At 66.8% G+C, this 18,390-nt stretch carries 15 protein-coding genes and 2 pseudogenes; 3 read left to right on the plus strand and 14 right to left on the minus strand.

Going from position 1 to position 18,390, the window contains the following annotated elements; genetic code table 11:
- Nucleotides 1–245: 245 nt before the first annotated feature.
- Nucleotides 246–1,283, plus strand: coding sequence for a lytic polysaccharide monooxygenase auxiliary activity family 9 protein (locus ACZ4SA_RS19545; RefSeq protein ID WP_468275975.1), 1,038 nt, complete (start codon nt 246–248; stop codon nt 1,281–1,283).
- A gap of 72 nt (nt 1,284–1,355) precedes the next feature.
- On the opposite strand, the gene ACZ4SA_RS19550 is transcribed toward ACZ4SA_RS19545, so the two are convergent.
- From ACZ4SA_RS19550 to ACZ4SA_RS19585, 8 genes and pseudogenes are all read right to left on the minus strand, one after another.
- Nucleotides 1,356–2,231: an esterase/lipase family protein gene (locus tag ACZ4SA_RS19550; protein ID WP_468275977.1), complete on the minus strand. Its 876-nt coding sequence runs from the start codon at nt 2,229–2,231 to the stop codon at nt 1,356–1,358.
- Nucleotides 2,232–2,389: 158 nt separating this feature from the next.
- Nucleotides 2,390–3,370, minus strand: a complete 981-nt coding sequence (locus tag ACZ4SA_RS19555; protein ID WP_468275979.1) for a DNA polymerase Y family protein — start codon at nt 3,368–3,370, stop codon at nt 2,390–2,392.
- Nucleotides 3,367–5,085: pseudogene (locus tag ACZ4SA_RS19560) on the minus strand (helix-hairpin-helix domain-containing protein); the annotation flags it as partial. The gene ACZ4SA_RS19555 and the pseudogene ACZ4SA_RS19560, both read right to left, overlap by 4 nt.
- A 344-nt stretch (nt 5,086–5,429) precedes the next feature.
- On the minus strand, nt 5,430–6,353 hold the full coding sequence (locus tag ACZ4SA_RS19565) for an S-4TM family putative pore-forming effector (protein ID WP_468275982.1): 924 nt from the start codon (nt 6,351–6,353) through the stop codon (nt 5,430–5,432).
- On the minus strand, nt 6,350–7,237 hold the full coding sequence (locus ACZ4SA_RS19570) for a CBASS oligonucleotide cyclase (RefSeq protein ID WP_468275985.1): 888 nt from the start codon (nt 7,235–7,237) through the stop codon (nt 6,350–6,352). The genes ACZ4SA_RS19565 and ACZ4SA_RS19570 overlap by 4 nt, the downstream gene beginning before the upstream one ends.
- Nucleotides 7,234–7,755, minus strand: a complete 522-nt coding sequence (locus ACZ4SA_RS19575; protein ID WP_095749562.1) for an HORMA domain containing protein — start codon at nt 7,753–7,755, stop codon at nt 7,234–7,236. The genes ACZ4SA_RS19570 and ACZ4SA_RS19575 overlap by 4 nt, the downstream gene beginning before the upstream one ends.
- Nucleotides 7,752–8,216, minus strand: a complete 465-nt coding sequence (locus tag ACZ4SA_RS19580) for a hypothetical protein (protein WP_403466431.1) — start codon at nt 8,214–8,216, stop codon at nt 7,752–7,754. Before ACZ4SA_RS19580 ends, ACZ4SA_RS19575 begins: the two co-directional genes overlap by 4 nt.
- The gene (locus tag ACZ4SA_RS19585; protein ID WP_468275987.1) at nt 8,213–9,130 is read right to left on the minus strand and encodes an AAA family ATPase; all 918 of its coding nucleotides are present in this window, start codon (nt 9,128–9,130) and stop codon (nt 8,213–8,215) included. The genes ACZ4SA_RS19580 and ACZ4SA_RS19585 overlap by 4 nt, the downstream gene beginning before the upstream one ends.
- 239 nt (nt 9,131–9,369) lie before the next feature.
- Between ACZ4SA_RS19585 and ACZ4SA_RS19590 the strand changes: the two genes are divergently transcribed.
- Together ACZ4SA_RS19590 and ACZ4SA_RS19595 are read left to right on the plus strand one after the other, a co-directional pair.
- Nucleotides 9,370–9,852, plus strand: a complete 483-nt coding sequence (locus tag ACZ4SA_RS19590; RefSeq protein ID WP_371658901.1) for a helix-turn-helix domain-containing protein — start codon at nt 9,370–9,372, stop codon at nt 9,850–9,852.
- 150 nt (nt 9,853–10,002) lie between these two features.
- Nucleotides 10,003–10,431, plus strand: a complete 429-nt coding sequence (locus tag ACZ4SA_RS19595; protein ID WP_468276053.1) for an ImmA/IrrE family metallo-endopeptidase — start codon at nt 10,003–10,005, stop codon at nt 10,429–10,431.
- A 144-nt stretch (nt 10,432–10,575) separates the two neighbouring features.
- On the opposite strand, the pseudogene ACZ4SA_RS19600 reads toward ACZ4SA_RS19595, so the two are convergent.
- The 6 genes and pseudogenes from ACZ4SA_RS19600 to ACZ4SA_RS19625 form a co-directional block, all read right to left on the minus strand.
- A pseudogene (locus ACZ4SA_RS19600) lies at nt 10,576–11,000 on the minus strand (transposase); the annotation flags it as partial.
- Between the two features lie 141 nt (nt 11,001–11,141).
- Nucleotides 11,142–11,897: an SDR family NAD(P)-dependent oxidoreductase gene (locus ACZ4SA_RS19605; protein WP_468275991.1), complete on the minus strand. Its 756-nt coding sequence runs from the start codon at nt 11,895–11,897 to the stop codon at nt 11,142–11,144.
- A gap of 140 nt (nt 11,898–12,037) precedes the next feature.
- Nucleotides 12,038–13,249 carry a cytochrome P450 gene (locus ACZ4SA_RS19610; RefSeq protein WP_468275994.1) on the minus strand — a complete coding sequence of 404 codons (1,212 nt, stop codon included), beginning with the start codon at nt 13,247–13,249 and terminating at the stop codon, nt 12,038–12,040.
- A gap of 91 nt (nt 13,250–13,340) precedes the next feature.
- Nucleotides 13,341–14,726, minus strand: coding sequence for a condensation domain-containing protein (locus ACZ4SA_RS19615; protein ID WP_468275995.1), 1,386 nt, complete (start codon nt 14,724–14,726; stop codon nt 13,341–13,343).
- A 108-nt stretch (nt 14,727–14,834) separates the two neighbouring features.
- Complete coding sequence (locus tag ACZ4SA_RS19620) at nt 14,835–16,583, minus strand: ABC transporter ATP-binding protein (RefSeq protein WP_468275997.1); 1,749 nt, start codon at nt 16,581–16,583, stop codon at nt 14,835–14,837.
- A complete protein-coding gene (locus tag ACZ4SA_RS19625; RefSeq protein WP_468276000.1) occupies nt 16,580–18,247 on the minus strand; it encodes an ABC transporter transmembrane domain-containing protein in 1,668 nt (555 codons plus the stop codon). The genes ACZ4SA_RS19620 and ACZ4SA_RS19625 overlap by 4 nt, the downstream gene beginning before the upstream one ends.
- Between the last annotated feature and the right edge of the window lie 143 nt (nt 18,248–18,390).

Here is an 18,390-nt window from a genome sequence, read left to right on the forward strand (position 1 = left end):
CGATCACGAGGTGAGTCCCGTGTGCGGGCGGCCGGCTTCCTCAGCCCTTCCTTACCCCTTCCTTAAAGGCGCCATAAGGATCGCCATCACCCCCTTCCAGCAGGCGATTTCGCGGTCGCGAGCGGCTAGCTTGCTGATCGCCGGGGCCGGTTCGAGCAGTCGGCGCCGTAGTCCGCGGGGGGCTGTGCCGCCTGTTCGAACCGCGTCTCGTATCCCCCCATAGCCGTTTGAAGGAGAACGTCCCCATGACCGCTCGCCGCAAGGTCACCTCGGTCGCCGTACTCGGCCTCGCGCCGCTCGCGCTCGCCGGTCTCGCCACCGCTCCGGCGTCCGCGCACGGTTCCATGACCGACCCGGTCAGCCGGATATCCGCCTGCTTCGCGGAGGGCCCGGAGAACCCTGACTCGGCGGCGTGCAAGGCGCTGGTCGCGGCGGGCGGGACGCAGCCGCTGTACGACTGGAACGAGGTCAACATCGCCAACGCGGCCGGGAACCACAAGCAGTTGATCCCCGACGGCAAGCTGTGCAGCGCGGGCCGCGACAAGTACAAGGGGCTCGACCTGCCACGTGCGGACTGGCCGTCGTCCCCGCTCGCGTCCGGGAACCACACCTTCCGCTACAAGGCGACCGCGCCGCACAAGGGCTCCTTCGAGCTGTACCTCACGAAGGACGGCTACGACCCCACCAAGCCCCTGAAGTGGTCGGATCTGGAGGAGAAGCCGTTCGCCACGGTCACCGACCCGAAGCTGGAGAACGGGTCGTACGTCTTCGACGGCATCGTGCCGAACAAGTCCGGCCGGCACCTGATCTACTCGATCTGGCAGCGGTCCGACTCCCCCGAGGCCTTCTACACCTGCTCCGACGTGGTGTTCGGCAAGGACAACGGCGGCGGGGCGCCGGCGCCGGAGGCGAGCGCCCCCTCCGAGCAGGACATCGAGGCCGGGTCCGACAAGTCCACGGTCGACCACGGCGGTCACGGGGGCGACGGCCACGGCGAGCAGAAGGGCGCCGTTCCCGCCGAACAGCCGGCAAAGAAGCCCGACACGGCATCGGCCGAGCAGCCGGCCGGCGGAGACACGGGCAACGCTCCCGAGGTGAAGGGTGCCGCGGAGCCCGTGGCCGCCCCGGAGGCCTCGGGCGAGAACCTCGCGGAGACGGGCGGCGACAGCAGCACCACCTATATGGCGGCGGGCGGTGCGGCCGCGCTCGCGGCCGGTGCCGCGGCGCTGTTCGGTGTCAGCCGGCGCAGGGCCGCCACGGCGGGCGGCCGGCACAGCCGCTGACCGGACAACAACAACGAGGCTGCCCTCCGCTCGCTGCGAGCGGAGGGCAGCCTCACGCGTGACCTGCGCGTGTCAGCCGAAGACCGACGCGCAGGTGGTGCGTTTCGCACGGGCCGGGTCGAGCGCGTTGGCCACCTCGTGGTAGGCGATCAGGTCGAACACGCCGATCGCCACATGCTCCGAGAAGTCGAGCGGGCACAGGTCCTGGAGCAGTACGTTGCGGACGTTCGGCCCGCTCAGGTACTGCGACCGCCAGGGGGTGACCACCTCGTCGTAGCGGGTCGCGATGACGGTGTAGCGCACGCCGGGCACGGTGTCGCCGCCCGCGTTGAGTTCGGTGATGAAGGGTGATCCGGCGACCTGGTCGGCGAAGGCGGGGGTGTGGGTTCCGAGCAGGTCGGCCGCTCCGGGGAAGTACGGCAGCAGCTTGGTGAAGCCGTTCAGGGTGGTGCCGTGGTTGCTGGGCGCGATGCCGACCAGGGCGTTCACCTTGTCCGCCCCACCCAGGTACTTCAGGTAGTAGCGCGGCATCATGCCGCCCTGGGAGTGGCCGACGATGTCGGCCTCGGCGGCGCCGGTGGAGGCGAGCACCCTGTCGACGTAGGAGTCGAGTTGCTCCGCCGATTTGTCGATGGGGCCGAGGCCGTGGAAGAAGGGGACGTTGGGGAGCTGCCCGTAGTCGAGGGAGAAGACGCAGTAGCCGCGTTTCACCAGGTACGGGGCGAGGACGAGCCAGTTGTCGACGGAGTTGCCGAGCGTTCCGTGGACCAGGACGACGGGGCGGGGGTGGGCGGCGGAGGGCTTGCAGTTGTAGTCGTTCCAGCCACGGCTGGGGGCGGCGGCGGCGGATGCCGCGGTGGCGGTGGCGGTGGCGGTGGGGGTGAGGGCGACTGCCACTGCGAGCATGAGGGCTGACAGTGGTCTGAGCGCACGTTTCCAAGGCAGCATCGGCCGGTCTCCTTGCGGCTCAAGGGAGTTCGATGGCTGGATTTGCTGTGCTCACGACAACTTACGGGCGGGTAACCGCGACTGGGAAGTTACGCGTCAGTAAAAACTGACTTTTCTTCAAGGCATACGAAACGACCTGTAGCGCAGGTCAGACCGCCTCAAGCCGCCAGCGACCCCGGCACGATCGCGCGCGGACCGAACTTCGCACGGGCCCGGTCCGCCACCTCCTCGATCCGCCGCGCCCGCTCGTCGGCGGGGTCGAACGTCAGCTGGCGCGCCGCCCGTTCGGCCTCCGTCAGGCCCTCGGCCCGCAGCAACAGACCCCGCACCCTGGCCCGCTGCAGACCGAGCGCCTCATGGAGCGCGTACGCGGTACCGGCGAGCGCCGCCGAGTGGGCGGTGGGCTCGCGCAGGGTGCGGGTACGGGTGGTCGTGGACCGGTCGGCGTAACGGACGGTGAGTGTCAGCGACGTGCACACCTGGCGCTCACCGCGCATCCGCGCGCCCAGCTCCTCCGCGAGTGAGAGCAGCGCCCGGCGGTGCTCGTCCTGGTCCAACTCGTCGATCTCAAAGGCACGTTCCGCGGCCACCGACCGGGAGAGGGCGTTCGGGACGACCGGCGTGCGGTCGATGCCGCGCGCCCGTTCCCACACCTCGCGTCCGGCCCGCGCGCCCAGGATCCGCTGGATCACGGCGAGCGGTGCGGCGGCGAGACGGCCGACGGAGTCGAGGCCGTAAGCGCACAGGGTGCGGGCTGTCGCCCGGCCCACCCCGTCGAGCGCGGCGACCGGCTTGCCGGCCAGGAAGGCGGCGGACTCGTCCTCCCTCACCACCAGGGTCGTGCCGGGCACGGCATCGCGCGCGGCCATCCTGGCGAGCATGGGCACCGGGCCCGCGCCGATCACGCAGTCCACGCCCCGGTGCGCGAGCGCACGGACCCGCAGCAGCGAGGCGAGCTGGGCCGCGTCCCGGCCGAAGTACCGCTCGGCGCCCCGGACGTCGATGAGCGCTGCGTCGGGCGGCAGCGCCTGGACGACGGGGCTGATGTCCTGGGCCAGGGCGAGCAGCGCGGGCAGCGCGGCTTCGATGCCCGCCGCTTCGAGCACCGGCTCCGGAAGGAAGCGCACGTAGAGGATCATCCGGCGCTCCCAGGGCTCTGGTGCCACAACTTCCTTCCGCCCGGAGCCGGTTCACCGGCGGGCTTGAGGTCCGCCCACGGGTTCATCTCGTATCCCGTCGGCATCTTGATACGGCGGCCGTTGTCGCTCTCGTCGTCCTGCCGCGGCGCCGGCTCCGCCAGCCGTGCCGCGACCGCGTCGAGGCCGCCGGTGCGCCGCAGCTCCACCAGCTCCGCCAGGTTCCAGGCTGCCGCGCCGACCACGCTGAGGCTGCGCGGTCCGCGCCGCTGCACCACTCCGCGCACCAGCAGCAGCCAGGAGTGGAAGACCGTGTGGGCGCAGGCGGCGTGGCTGTCGTCGAAGAAGGCGAGGTCGACCAGGCCGGTGCCGTCGTCGAGCGTGGTGAAGATGACCCGCCTGCCGGAGCGGATCGGCGGTGTCTGGGTGGCCGCCTTCGCTCCCGCGACCAGGACCGTGCGCCCGTGCGGCGCGGCGCGCAGCCGCTGGGCGGAGAGCACGCCCAGCTCGGCCAGGAAGGCATGGTGATCCGCCATCAGATGGCGGGAGGCGTCCATGCCGAGCACACCGAGCTCGGCGCTGAGGCGTTCGGCGTCCTCCAGGTCGGGCAGGCCGACGGGCGCGGTCTTGCGGCCCTGGGCCAGCGGGAGCTGGCTGCCGTAGGGCGCCGTTCCCCGCTGGGTGCGGTGGAGTTCGGCGAGGTGCAGCAGCAGGTCGCGCCGGTTGGCGCCGAAGGCGTCGAGTGCGCCGACCTGGGCGAGCCGTTCGGCGACCGGCCGGCCGGGCCGGGCCCGCTGCCAGAAGTCCAGCAGCGAGGAGTACGGCTGCCCGGTCTCGATGCGGGCCGTCTCGGCCTCGCTGATGCCGTGGACGTCCGCGAGGGCGAGCCGCAGCCCCCATCGCGCCGGCTCACGAGCCCCCAGGACCCCTGGATCAGACACCAGTTCGATTCGATGAGCGGCTCCGGACCGGTTCACGTCCAGCGGCAGCACCGGCACCCCGCGCCATCGCGCGTCCGCCAGCAGCAGCCGCTTGGGATACATGCCGGGGTCGTGGGTGAGCAGCCCCGCATAGAAGGCCGCCGGGTGGTGCGCCTTGAGCCACGCGGACTGGTAGGTCGGCACGGCGAACGCGACCGCGTGCGCCTTGCAGAAGCCGTACGACCCGAAGGCCTCGACGATCTCCCAGGTCCGGCCGATGACCTCGGGCGCGTAACCCTTCGCCCCGGCGTTCTGCGCGAACCAGGCCTTGATCTTCCCCTGCGACTCCGGGTCGGAGAGCCCGCGCCGCACCCGGTCGGCCTCGTCCCGGCCACAGCCGGTCATGATGTCCAGGATCTCGATGATCTGCTCGTGGAAGACCACGACTCCGTACGTCTCCCTCAGCGGTCCCTCCAGGTCCGGGTGCGGATAGCGGACCGGCGCGCGACCGTGCCTGGCCTCGATGAACGGCCGCACCATGTCGGCCGCAACCGGGCCCGGCCGGAACAGCGAGATGTCGACGACCAGGTCGCCGAACGTCTCCGGCTGCAGCCGCCCCACCAGGTCGCGCTGGCCGGGCGACTCGATCTGGAAGCAGCCCAGCGTCTCGGTGGACTTGATCAGCCGGTACGTCTCCGGGTCGCCGGGCGGTACGGCGTCGATGTCCACCTCTTCACCGGTGGCCCGCCGCACCTCGGCGACCGCGTGCGCGATCGCCGACTGCATCCGCATGCCGATTTTCGCCGCAGTCCCCGTGTCCACTCCACATCGTGTCGCGATTACGGGCGAACTGCCACGTGGCGAGCGTACCGGTCGGCCGCCTCTCGATGTCGCGATTCCACTTGAGGAGACGGGCACGCCTGTGACTGAGGTCACATGGCAGCATGGCGACCAGTCGCCCGGCAAAGAAGGTCGGGATGCAGGCCTGGCGCACTGCGGGGAAGCGCTGAGCCTTCAACCCGTATGGAACTCACATCAGGGCAACGACGCGTACCAAGCCGCGTCGCCTCAGAGCCACAACTGCCCTGAACAGCCCCGCCGTCACAAGCGCGGAGGGTGAGCGACACAACGCGGCTGATCAGTCAGTCGGGATCTGACGATGAGCGCAGGACTGTGGTGCCGTCGTTCGTGACGGCAGCGGTTTCGGGGCGGCGGCGATCGTAGAACCACTTGGGTACCGATGGGCCGTCCCTCCGCAGGAGGTAGGTGGCGTCCTGAAGGCGTCGGCATTCTTCGGCTGGGATATCTGCTGGCCTGGCCTGGTACTTGTTCCATACGTCGTGGATGTCGTCCTCGACTTGTCGGCGTTTGGTGGACTGCTGCCAGTGCTCGTGGGCGAGTTCGACGGTATCGAGAAGCGCCGCGGCGCTAGGCAGGAAGAGCGCCACGAGAAAGGCGAGCAGCGTCATGTCACGTACGAGGGCGAACATGATGATCGCGACAGCCCACGTTCCGCCGCCGACCGCCAGGAAGGCGCCATAAGCATGGTGATCCCGACGGCTCCAGACTGCGCTTTGCCGCTGGCACAGAAGGACATCGCCGGGCCAGGGGGTGTCGCCCAAGTCGATGCTGTACCAATCGAGATAGGGGCCCTGCTCACGGATGTGACGAGCGGCCGAGGAGACGTCATCAGGGACGGGCTGTCGGCCGACGAGGGCTTGATTCCAATCCAAGTGGAAGAGCTTGGTGTCGTACAACTCCTGGATATTGGCGGCCCTCAGGGTGGCGCTTGCCTCCAGCCCTTTGAGTACGGTCTTCCCGAGTACCAGCCAGGCCGCGGCGATCGCCCCGCGGGTGCTCGCCCCCGCCGGGAGGAACACCGCGAAGAGCGGTGCCGTCAGAGCCAGAAGGACGTTGCCCCACGTCCTAAGGCGGCGCCACCACATCGCTGTCTTGTACAGGTGGGAGTAGGCCAGCAGTCTGTTGAGGTGTTCTGGCTGATCTTGGCGTTCCTTGATCCGGGCGGAGGCGCCCGGTGGCACAGGAGACTGCTGGCCGGCGGTCATGACTTGGTGAAGAGCGGGCCGAAGAGAAGCTGCCACTGCGCCAGCGCGTCGCCGGTACGTCCCGCACGTTCAAGCCGGAGCGCCTCGGTGCACGCAGCCTCTGCGGCTCGCAGGGCCGACTGGGCGGCCTGGAGCTTCTCGGGATGGCCGTCGAACATGTCGGAGACATCCGGGCCCAAGTGGGCCGGGTCCGGCCAGCGCTCCGCGATGGCGTTGACGGCAGTGGCGAAGAACTGTCGCAGCTCCCGGGGGTAGGGCCCGGCCCACACACCCTTGACGAGTTCCAGCGCCATGACCTCGATGAGGAACGACGCTTCGATGGGGTGGCCGTGGTGCCGATTCCAGGTCTTGATCATCTTCACGAGGGGCTTCCACCGCTCGGAGAAGTCCTTGTTCGCCTGGACCGCAAGATCCTCGTGGACCTTGGGGTTGGTGGGGATCCACTTCGCGAGTACGTCGTCGGGGATCAGGTAGTGGTCGTCCTCAGTGAAGGCGGGCACGACGTCGAAGGAAACCACGTCGCCCGTGAGGTCGTCGACCAGTTTCACGCCGAAGTCGACGCGTACGGCACGCCGGTCACAACAGACGCGGTCCTCGCCGTAGATCGGCGCCAAGATCGCGCGTACGTCCTCGAGGACCTTGTGCGGATGCTTGTCGAGGTAGGTCCTGTCGTTGAGCACGGCCATGATGTCGACATCGGCCAGCGGCTTGGTCTTGGTCGCCCGCCGATAGGCACCGGTAAGGAACGTGTCGGCGATGCCGAGGGTGCTGTCGTCGAGGTGCTCGCGCATGCTCTGTTGACGCTTGCTGGCCTGGTCCGACTCGGTCGGTGTGATCTCCAGATTGCCGCTGAAGTTCTCGAAAGCCTCACTGACGCTGATCATGATCCTGTCCGGGTGTAGTAGGAGAGCCCGGCACCGAGGCTGCCGCCGCCGATGGCGGTGCCGACCTCGTGGCGGGTGAATCCGGCGGTGGAGCGCAGGCTGGTCGTGGACCATCCGGCGACGTCCGGACGGCCAGGCTCGTTGTCGGCGACGATGCGGTAGTCGCAGAGGGACGGGAAGGCTCCGGCTTTGCGGACGGTGTAGTAGACGGTGTCCGGGTCGAGCCACAATTCGCCGTCGGCGTCCGGGTAGTAGCCGTAGTTGATGGTGAAGTCGAAGCGCCCGACGAGATCGTCGCCGTGACGTCGGCTCGGGTCATGGATCTCCAGCACGAGGGACCGCAGGTGCCTGGAGGTGAGCCAGACCTCGACGCCGTTCTCCAGAGTCGGCCACTGGTTGGTCATCTTGGCGGGGTCGAGCCCGCTCTCCTTGATGATCTGACGCAGGCTCCTGATGAGGCCGGTCGACACGTGAGTGACGGCGTGCGCATGAGTGTTGACGTGGACGGCGGTGCTCACGGCAGCTCCAACTCGTCGGTGTTGATGACGATCCGGGCGGAACCGGCGCGGGCCTTGGTCTCGTCAGGTACGTCGTCGAGGGCGCGGACACTGATCTGCGAGTTTCCGGCGAGGGCCGCGCGCAGCTCGTCCAGGTCGTCCTCGGCGCAGGGCAAAGACAGACGCCAGCCCGGCTGATCCAGCGGGGGGGACATCAAGGGCATCTCGTCCCCTGCGGCGTCGACAGCGTCACCGCCGTGGGCCGTACGGATTCTGATACGCGGGCCTTCGGCAGGGAGAACCACGATGGGAGCACTGTTCGTGTACTCCTCAGCAATGATCACCGACGCCGGTCCGGTAACCTCGAGCAGAGCGGTACGGGCCGATCCGGCACTCGGGGCGAGCAGGTCGACGATCGCCTCCCAGGTCTGGGAGGAGGTCCGATGGGGCACCGAGGCGACGCGGCGCGCGATGACACTCATACGGTCCCCCGAGCGTGCTCGATGGCACCCAGGAGATCCTGAACGGTGACGCGGTTCGGGTCGCCCTGGGTCTCCGGCCTGTAGGCGCACGCGGCGGCGACGGCCTTGCGCAGGCGCCGGCCGTCCAAGCCCTCGGCCTGCTCAGCAGCCGCGTCAAGGGCATCGGCGGCGGCCAGTGACTGGGCTCCGGGGAACGCGTGGGCAACGGCCATGACGGTGTGCTCCAGGATCCAGCGCCGAGCACTGCGGTCGGGAAGCGGCACCTGGATGACGTTGTCCGCGCGGGAGGCGAGAGCCGGGTCGATCGCGTCGGGGAAGTTGCTGGTGGCGAGGACGAATACGTCGGTGTGCCGACGTGCGAGCCGGTCGAGTCCGACAAGGGCCGCGTCCACTGCGCGGTGTACGTCGATGGGGTTGGCGTCCATGGATAGGGCCGCGCGATCGGTGAGGAGCGTCTCGACCTCGTCGACCAGCACCACCAGGGGGCCGGCGAACGCCAACTCCTCGATGACGGTGCCGAACAGGGCCTCCACGCTGCGCTGGCTTCGGCCGAGTGAGGCGCTGGCCAGAGCGTGAGGGTCGACTTCGATGAACAACCAGGGGGTGGAGGAGCCGAGAGTGCGGGCGATCTTGTCTGCGAGCCCCCGGGCGACGGTGGTCTTGCCGACCCCCGGTGCACCCGTGAGCAGCGTGATGCCGTGCAAGGGCACGGCGTCGAAGGGAACGGCTTGGCGCAGTCGAATGCTGGCCACCGCGCCTCGGAGCATCCGCTCCTTCATGTCAGTGGGCAGTGCGATGCTCGACCAGGCCTCCCGGAACTCCTGGTCCGGCAGCAGGCGGGCATCCGCGATCCCCTGGGTCAACTCATCGGGCAGGGAGCGGGGCAAGGCGTGCAGTCGTGCGGTTTCGCTCATCAGGCGGTCCCTTCCGGATCCACGCGGCAAGGCGAACAGAAGTGCACAGCGGTGCTGGAGGTCCGGAATGCAGCCAGAGAGACCAGCATTGACTCACACTATACGACGTGTACCGGAAGAGGTACAACTGACTTAGGAGGCACGTTGCGGAGGGGTGGAATGATCACGCCCAGGTGATCGTCCTAGAGTCACCACGCTACGGTGCGCTGGAAGACGCCCGGCGGAAGGAGGTGGCAGGCATGGACGAACCGATCGACATCGAGGCCCTGCAGACGCTTGTACAGCAACATCGCGCTCAGCTGGGGCTGAGCCTGCGGGCGGCAGCGGAGCAAGCCGATGTGCCGTTCAACACCCTGGCCAGGGTGGAGAAGGGGCACTTGCCGGACCTCGCCAACTTCACCCGGATCGTCGATTGGCTGGGACTCCCTCCGGAGCGTTTCTTCCAGCCCACACGGCTCCGTACGGAGAGCACCCCGGACGTCATCGCCTATCACCTGTCACGCGACCCCAACCTCACCGACGCCGCGGCCGAGAAGATCGCCGGACTGGTCAAGGAGCTGTACGGCAGTCTGGCGGCCCGCGAGACCGAGGTGAAGGTGCATCTGCGCGCGGCCTCTACTTTCACGCCGCAGGCCAGCCGTATGCTCGCCGACCTTCTCGGCACCATGCAGACCAAGCTGGTGGCCTCGGACACAGGCCGCTCGCCCCAGGAAGGGGGCTAGGAAGTGCGACGAGGGTTCAAGTCAGAAGCGGAACGGCTGGCGGACCGCGTGCGCACACAGCTCGGTCTGCGTTCCGATGTCCCCCCGGACATTCGTCAGCTGGCTGAGCACCTGCGCGTCGAGGTTGTCGACGCGCAGGAACTGGTCGGCATGGACAGCCTTCGAGAGCTCGAGGCACTGCAGCCCGGCGCGTTCTCCGCGGCCACCTTCCACCTGCCGGGTGGCCGCACCGTAGCCGTCTACAACCCCTGCAATGAGCCTGCGCGCACCAAGAGCGACATCGCCCATGAACTGGCCCATGTCCTGCTCGGCCACGAGGTTCGCGAACTGCAGCAGATCGGCGGGCACGCGTTCTTCACATGCGACCCAGAACAGGAAGAAGAAGCCAACTGGCTGGCTGGCTGTCTGCTGCTCCCCCGTCAGCTTCTGCTCCGCCACGTGTACGCCGGAGCAGATGCTGCGACCCTCGCAGCCGCAGCCGGCGTCAGCGTTCCCATGGCCCGCTTCCGCCTGAACACCAGCGGCGTCCTGCTCCAGGCCCGCCGTGGTCGGACAGCCGGTGGCCGCGGACGGTCTTGACCGGCCCTGAAGCGAGAGTGCGTCCTACCCATACGGCACTCTGGCCGCCGCCACAACGAGCGCCTTCCACGCGTTCGTGATCGTCGTCGGCATACTCAAGGGCGGCACCGGCAAGACCACCTCCGCCTGGTTCATCGCCCTCTACTCCAGGGCGGCAACGAAGAAGTACGGCCAGCCGGGAACGAATTGGCCGCTGCTGCAGTCTCCGCGTCCGAACACGTGGCAGAACAGCCGCTCGTTGCTGGTCGGCGCATCAGGTCGCAGCCAGTGCGAGACATCCACAGCGATCACGATCCGCCCATCGGCCGCCCTCGGCAGCGGCAGGCCAGCCAGGGCGCGGCGCAACCACGCTGGCTCCAGCGCCAGCCCCGGTCCAAGGCCGCAAACCGCGCTGCGTGTCCCCGCCGGTGCTCGGCCGCCAGCGACAACTCGACCAGCGTCTTCACCGGCCCGTTCGCACACAGCACCGCGTCAGTGAGCTCGAAGAGCGCATCCGCCCGCTTGTAGAGACACACGTAGAACTCGACCCCAAAGCGGGACAACGGACCCAACGCCTCACCTGCGGGCATCGACGGGCAGACTCATGTGCAGCGGCCGCTCTCTCGCACTTCGTACTCGACATCTCGAAGCGTGGAGAACGGCCGCCCTACGCATGCCCGAATCCGGCCGACCTCAGCAGGTCGAGTGACCAGCGACGTTAAACCTCAAGCTCAGAAACTGCGCAGCCCGCCGCCGTCCACCGGCAGCATGACCCCCGTAACGTAGGAGGCCGCATCCGACATCAGGAAGGCTGCGAGCTTTCCAAATTCCTCTGGGGTGCCGTATCGGCGTAGTGGAATATTCGCGGCATTTTTCAGGTGGGTGGACTCCGCGTCCCCGCTGAGTGCGTCGATTTCGCGAGCCCTTTCCGTGTATATCCTGTACGGTAGCATTCCAAGAACTCGAATCCCCTGGGGCCCCACTTCATCTGCGAGAGATTTGGCGAATCCTGCCAGGCCAGGGCGGAGGCTATTTGAGATCGCGAGGCCTGGAATCGGCTCGTACACTGAGGTGGAGAGGACGAACACGACCACTCCTCCCCGAGGAAGTCGCTCCACTGCCTTTCTAGCGAGCCGCACTGAGCCGAGAAAAACAGTGTTGATCGCGGCCAGCCACTGCTCCTCCGCATCCTCGACGGCAAGCCCTGGAACTGGCCCCCCAGTGCTGATCATCATGCCGTCGAAGCGTCCGAAATGGCTGTGCGCTGCCGCTATGAGCCGGTCGGGAGTCGCAGGATCTGCAATGTCCGCAGCCAGCCCCACCGCGTTGTCCCCGAGAAGAGCAGCTGCGCCCACCGCTCGCTTCAGATCGCGGCCTGCGAGAACCACTCGCGCGCCCTCGGCCACCAACTGTTCAGCTGTCGCGAGGCCCAGGCCACGCGAGCCTCCGGTTACGACGTAAACCCTATTCTTCAGTTCAAGATCCATGCCACCATTATGGTGGACTTTCAGCTTTGTGACTACAAAGCTGATCAGAAACGACAAGTAAAAGGACCGGCTTGACCGTCGGCCATCCGGCCACCGCGCCCACGAAATCTCTGGCTCTACTGACCGTTCTACTGGCTCGATTACCAGGTGATGGGTAGTTCGTGGATACCGTGGTTATTCCTGTCGGGCTTGAATTTCACCTCGCTGGCGGGGACAGCGAGCTCCAGACTCGGAAAGCGCCCCAGCAGGCCGGTGAAGCCGGCACGCAGCACCATACGGGCCAGTTGTTGTCCAAGGCACTGGTGCACGCCGTGGCCCAGGGACAGGTGCCCGCGTGCCTTACGACGAATGTTCAGCATGTCGGGATCTTTGAAGCGCCGGGGGTCGCGATTGGCGGCCAGCAGTGAGACAACGACGGTCGAACCCTCGCCGATCGTCTCACCGCCGAGTTCGATGTCCTCCGTGGCATAGCGGAGGAAGATATCGGCAACAGACAGATAGCGTATGAGCTCTTCCACGGCATCAGCCATCAGATCTGGGTCGGCACGGAGTTGGGCCAACTGCTCGGGATGCTCCAGGAGCGCGAATGCACCGAGTGCCAGCATGCTCGCGGTGGACTCGTAACCCGCGAGCAGTAGCAGGAAGGCGCTGCCCGTCAGCTCCTCCGTGCTGAGGTCTTCGTGACGGGTGAGGTCAGACAGTATGTCTTCACTGGGTGCAGCGCGCTTCTGCCTGACCAGATCGGAGAGGTATGTGGTCAAGCTGATGTACGCGGCCATTTTTTCATCGAGCGAGACGGTCTGTTCCAGGAACTTGGCGGAGTTGGCCTGGAAGGTCTCCCGGTCCGCGTAGGGGGCCCCGAGCAGTTCGCAGATCACCAGCAAGGGAACCGGCATGGCAAACTCATTGACCAGGTCCACCGGCGGTGTCATGCGCGCCACTTCGGCTATTCGCTGCTCCGCAATGTCAACAATGCGTTGTTCGAGCTGCTGAACACGCCGCACAGTGAATGCGCCGATGAGTGGGCGCCGCAGCCTCGTGTGAGCCGGCGGATCCATACCGACGAACAGGCCGGGTACCTGCGGGGACGGTCCGGTAGCGCGGGGCATGCCGGGTGTTACGTACGGCATATGGAGAGGACCGAGGTCCTGTCGAGAGCTGAACCGAGTGTCGGCCAGAAGCTGGCGGGCCTCATCGTAGCCGGTGACGATCCAACCCTCGTGACCGTCGGGGAAGAGCATGGGACTGACGGGGCGGGTATCGCGTAGCCGGCTGATGCAGTGGGGAGGCGCGAAGGGGCCCGCATCGCGTTCCATGGGGAGACCATGCGATAGGGGAGTTGCTTGGCTCATTGGATTTCCTCGTCAAATCTGGGCGCTGACAAGACCTTCTTGGGATTTTCTTGAGCGCGACCAGGTTTCCGCAATGCGTTTGCTGCCTGATTCATTTCTCGACCGCCCGGATTTCCGGGATTGCGGAGGCCTGGTACAGATATTCGACGAGAGTGCACTCAAGTTTTCGCAAAAATTCCTCGATCTCTGTGGATGTGAGTACCGCGGTGTCAGCCCGCAGGGTGATGAAGAAGTTCGTCGCGTCGCAATTCGCGGCGAGGTAGAATCTCTCCTGCTCCAGCGGAGTTCCATCGATATATTCATATCGCGAATCTTGCAGAAGGCGCTCTGCCTCGATGCTGGTGACTCGGGCGGTGTTGGTCCGTCCTGCCAGATCTGCGGCCTCGGGAAGGTTGAGGTTCACCACACAGGTCAGCCTGTCCTCGACACCTGGGTCGAATGACTCGCTCAGCATCTCGGCCACGTGTTCTGGATGGCAGTTTCCGGTCAGGGCGCCGAGCATTCCCGCGCGATGGCATTGGGAGATAAGTTCGTGCGGTGGAAGTCCGGAGACGTCGAGGGCCACCGGTACGCCGTGAACGAGAGTGCCCGGGTACGGCACGGATGCGTCGTCGTACCTGTGGCTAGCTGACAGAATGATTCCGCAGTTTTGGTTCCCGCTCCTCTCGGCGAGCAGCGACGCCACTGCTGCGAGGACGACGGATGAGGTGCTCACTCCCAGTTCTGTGGCAAGCGCGACCGATGCGGCGAACGCGGAGGAAGAGTGCATGCCGTACGTGCGATACCGCGGAACCTCAGGACGTCGGCCGGTATAAGGAAGAGGGGTGTCTGGAAATTTCTCGAGCTGTTGCTTCCAATAGCGCACGCCGCGTGCCGAACGCCGGACTCCCTTAGCGCTTTGCTCGTCCCTCACTCTGTCCGCGGGATGCGTTATCTCGCCGGGTGTCGAATCAAGACTTTTTCCGCACATGAATTCCCTGAAGTCTTCCAACACGGGAATGATGCCGTAGCAATCCATAGCCATGTGGAAGACACAGAGTACGACAAACTTCGGAATGCCGTCCGAAGCGATCACCGTTGCCCGGAGGGATATTTCCGGAAGAGTGAACGGCAGGCTGTCGAATCTCCGTGTGGCGGCGGCGGCCGCCTCCTGTGCATCGTTCGGGGCGACGTCCTGTACGTCGACCATTATGCAGCCTTCGGCCATGATCAGTTGCTGCGGCACGCCGTCGGGAGTCAGGGTGTACCTGGTCCGAAATGCTTCATACTGGTTCAGAACCGCTGTGAGGGCGTCAGCGATCGTGGCCATTTCGCACCCGTCGGGAACGGCCACGGTGTAGATGCCGCTCAGGTCGGCGTAGTAGGGCGCTTTCGCGGTTATGGAATTCCATATCCACTGCTGCCCCCAGGTGAGGGGGAAGATTCCCGACCGCGCTCCTTTGAATGGAATCCGCAGAAAGTGCGGTGCAGAGTTCACTCGGGCACCCTTCCGTGCGTGTGCATCTTTGTTCTCCGCCTTGCCGGTCCGGTATGGGTTTTCCGGTGAGGTCACTGGCCTGGGAGCGGCGGGCTGCTCGACGTCCCGTCACGCGTGGCTCCCGCTCCACGCCAGCCAGAGTTCTGCGTAGCGGCCATCCAGGGCCAGCAGCTGATCGTGGGTCCCCTCTTCGATCAAGACTCCCTCGTGCATGACGACGATCCGGTCGGCCGGCCTGGCCTGCGTGAGCCGATGAGCCACGACGAGGGCGGTACGGCCGCGCATCGCCTCTTCCGCTGCCCTGTCGAGGACACGGGCACCGGTCGAGCCGGCTTCCGCCGTGGCCTCGTCCATCACGACGAACCATGGATCGCCGAGTGTGATGCGTGCCAGCGCGAGATGTTGCAACTGATCAGGCGTCAGCTGGTGGCCGGTGTCGCCTATGACCGTGTCCACCCCCTCGGGGAGTGCGGCGACCCACCGATCCGCGAGGGTGGTGACCAGCGCTTGCTGGATGGCCTCGTCGGTGCTGTCGGGCTTCGCGAGCGTCAGGAAGTCCCGGACGGTCCCGGCGAAGGCATGGGAGTCCTGGGCCACCAGAAACATCCCGGTGTGGGCCGCGGACAGGGAGGGGTCACGCAGCACGCCGTCGACCGTGACGGTGCCCTTGCTGGGCCGGAGCGTCCCGGCGACGATCGCACCAAGGGTGGTCTTGCCCGCCCCGGTCGCACCGACGAGGGCGACCCGCTCGCCGGCGGCGATCTGCAGGTTGACGTCGTGCAGGATCGGCTTGCCGGCCTCGTACTCGTGGCCAACTCCGAGGAGAGCGATCTCGCCCCTTGCCGAAACAGCGTCCGCCTCCGGTTCGATCGAGGGCGTCAGTGCGGCGATGCCGACGAGCCGGGACAGGGCGGCGCCCATCGACTGAAAGCGATCGAAGGTGAACAGGATCCCGCCGATCGGACCGAACAGCCGGAGGAAATAGAGAGAGGCGGCAGTGACGGCTCCGACAGTCGTGGCATTGCTGTCCATCACCAGAAAGCCGACGCTCAACACCACGGCCAGGCCCGTGAACTCGGCCAGGTTGTTGCGGTTCAGGAACCGAAGAGAGATCCGGTAGACGGAGGTCGACACGTCTGCGGATCGGCGCGAAGTCTCGTCGATCTTGCCCAACAGCGAGGGTCCGAGTCCGAACGCTCGGGCCGTGGGCGCACCGTGCACACCCGTGAGCAACGCCTCGGCACGCTCTCCCTGAGCGACACGCTGCTCGCGGTAGAGCGGTCGGGAGCGGGGGAGGTACCAGCGCAGGCTCAATACGAACACCGGCGCGGCCGAGAGCATGGCCAATCCGAGGCGCCAGTCAAGGGCGAGGACACCGCCGGTCGTGAACACCACCGTGACGGCCGCGTTCGCGATGACCGGGACGACGCCCTTCAGCCCGTCCGACACCGTTCGTACGTCGTCGGAGAGCCGTGAGAGCAGATCACCAGTGGTGGAACGCTCGATCCGGGCGGCCGGGAGGTCCAAAGCCTTGCTGAGGACCTGCTCCCGCAGTGCGGCCAACGCGGGTTCGCCGACACGTGCCAGCTTCACCACGGCTATGCCGCCGAACAGCCCACTCGCGAGCGCGGCACCTGCGATGAACAGGGCGGCGGACAGCACTGCGTTCCGGCCGTTTCCGACGTCATCGGCGATCTCGCCGAGTACCCAGGGAGCGACGAGCCCGGCGCCGCCCGCAAGGACAAACATCAGGGCCATGACGGCCGTGGCACGCCAGTTGGCGGCCAGCATGGCACGGACGAATGAGTACGTCTGCCGGGCGGTGGCGATCGGCAGGAGATCGACTTCTCGGCTCATCGCAGCACCAGCTCCTCGTACTTCGGACGTCCGAGGAGTTGTCGGTGCGTCCCCGTCGCGACTACGCGTCCGTCCTCCACGTACACCACTCGATCCGCCTGGGCCAGCAGTGCGGGACTGCTGGTCACCACCCACGTCGTGCGTGAGCCGGAGGCGTGTCGCAACGCCCTGATGCCGAGGGCGATCTGTTGCTCGGTCACTGCGTCCACTCCGGTCGTGGGGTTGTCCAGCACGAGGATTGGGGGATCGGCCGCGAGTGCCCGGGCGAGCGCGATCCGTTGTCGCTGCCCACCGGAGTAGCTACTGCCCTTCGCCGCCACGGGCTGATCGATGCCGTCCTCGTGGAGTCCTACGATGTCAAGTGCTGCCGCAGCGCCCAGGATTCGTAGGATGTAGCTGTCCTCGTGGCGGCCGTCCGGGTCGAGATTGCTGCGCAGCGTTCCGTGGAGCAGGTCGCTCTGATGGGAATTCACCAGCAGGTTCTGTCGGCGCGCTGGAATGCTCAGCTCCCTGATTGAGGCTTGGCCAAGCCGGACTTCGCCAGAGCCGTCCTCGGCGGAGATCTCGCAGTTCAGCAACTGCACCAGAGTTCTCGTCGCGCTCGGGTCGTCGATCGCGAGGGCGAGCAGCTCACCGGGGCGCGAGGCGAGGGAGAAATCGTGCAGCGCGCCCGTGGTCAGTTTGTCCAGTGAGAGTTCACGGTCCGTGGGCAACGGCTGAGCTGTTCCGGAGGTCAGCAGGGGCGGCGAGTGCAAGAACTCGACTATGCGGGTCGCCGAGGCGTAGCCGTCCGCTGCCAAGGCGCCGACCTGGCCGAGGGTCTGAACGGGTACCGCGATGAACAACGTGAGACCGACGATCGCGATCAGTTGACCGACCGTGATGGAGTGTTCCAGCGCGCGCTTTCCGGCGAGGAAGGTGACGCCGGCCAAGAAGAGACCACTGAGCACGGTAGTCGTGGCCGTCATGAGCGCCTGGGACTCGGCTACCCGGATCCCGGCGGATTTGGCGACCTGGCTCCGCTTCCGGTACCGCGCGGCTGCCTCGTCTTCGGCTCCAATGCCCTTGAGGACCCGCAGCCCGGTCACCAGGTCCGCGGACTCGGCGCTGATGGCGGCGATTTGACTACGCTGCTCACGACTGCGGCGGGCGATCACCGGGGTGATCAGCTGCGAGATGAGCAGGACGAACGGCACTCCGAGCAGCACGGTCAGCCCGATCGTGATGTCGATCTGCAGCAGTACGACGGCGCTCACCACCACGGCCACTGCCGAGGCACAGGTGTTCCCGGCCGACTGGGACAGCGTGCCTACACCGTCGGCGTCAGCCGTGGCCAGAGAGAGGGTCGCACCGGGAAGTCTGTCTGTGCGCGCACCGAGCGGGCGGAGGACGTGGCGGGCGATCTCGGTGCGGAGCCTGTTGGCTTCGACTTGATCGATCCGGTAGGCGATCAGCGCCCCGTAACGGTAGGTGAACATGAGTGATGCGAACACCAGGGTCAGGAGCGCTCCCCATGTGAGGAAAGCGTCCACGTCGCCCGATACGACGGCGTGATCGATGAAGCCGCCGACGACCACAGGGACCAGAGCCTCGGACAGTTGCCAGACCGAAAGCAGGAAGAAGGAACCCGCCAGAGCGCGGCCATTGCGGCGTAGTACCCGCAAGAGCAACTCTCGGGCGGACGCCGGGGGCGCGACCGTTGGCTCGCCGTCGGACGGAGAGAGCTCCGACGCGTCCGTGACGGGAGCCGTCGTGTGCGTGCCGGGGCCACCGGCAGCGGTGCGGTGACGATCGGAACCCGCTTTCG

This window comes from Streptomyces sp. NPDC027962, assembly GCF_055566095.1.

Bases quoted from the DNA above. Each gene is read 5' to 3' on its own strand.
- ACZ4SA_RS19545 (WP_468275975.1), top strand. From the start codon at position 246: ATGACCGCTCGCCGCAAGGTCACCTCGGTCGCCGTACTCGGCCTCGCG.
- ACZ4SA_RS19550 (WP_468275977.1), bottom strand. From the start codon at position 2,231: ATGCTGCCTTGGAAACGTGCGCTCAGACCACTGTCAGCCCTCATGCTC.
- ACZ4SA_RS19555 (WP_468275979.1), bottom strand. From the start codon at position 3,370: ATGATCCTCTACGTGCGCTTCCTTCCGGAGCCGGTGCTCGAAGCGGCG.
- ACZ4SA_RS19565 (WP_468275982.1), bottom strand. From the start codon at position 6,353: ATGACCGCCGGCCAGCAGTCTCCTGTGCCACCGGGCGCCTCCGCCCGG.
- ACZ4SA_RS19570 (WP_468275985.1), bottom strand. From the start codon at position 7,237: ATGATCAGCGTCAGTGAGGCTTTCGAGAACTTCAGCGGCAATCTGGAG.
- ACZ4SA_RS19580 (WP_403466431.1), bottom strand. From the start codon at position 8,216: ATGAGTGTCATCGCGCGCCGCGTCGCCTCGGTGCCCCATCGGACCTCC.
- ACZ4SA_RS19585 (WP_468275987.1), bottom strand. From the start codon at position 9,130: ATGAGCGAAACCGCACGACTGCACGCCTTGCCCCGCTCCCTGCCCGAT.
- ACZ4SA_RS19590 (WP_371658901.1), top strand. From the start codon at position 9,370: ATGGACGAACCGATCGACATCGAGGCCCTGCAGACGCTTGTACAGCAA.
- ACZ4SA_RS19595 (WP_468276053.1), top strand. From the start codon at position 10,003: ATGGACAGCCTTCGAGAGCTCGAGGCACTGCAGCCCGGCGCGTTCTCC.
- ACZ4SA_RS19605 (WP_468275991.1), bottom strand. From the start codon at position 11,897: ATGGATCTTGAACTGAAGAATAGGGTTTACGTCGTAACCGGAGGCTCG.
- ACZ4SA_RS19610 (WP_468275994.1), bottom strand. From the start codon at position 13,249: ATGAGCCAAGCAACTCCCCTATCGCATGGTCTCCCCATGGAACGCGAT.
- ACZ4SA_RS19620 (WP_468275997.1), bottom strand. From the start codon at position 16,583: ATGAGCCGAGAAGTCGATCTCCTGCCGATCGCCACCGCCCGGCAGACG.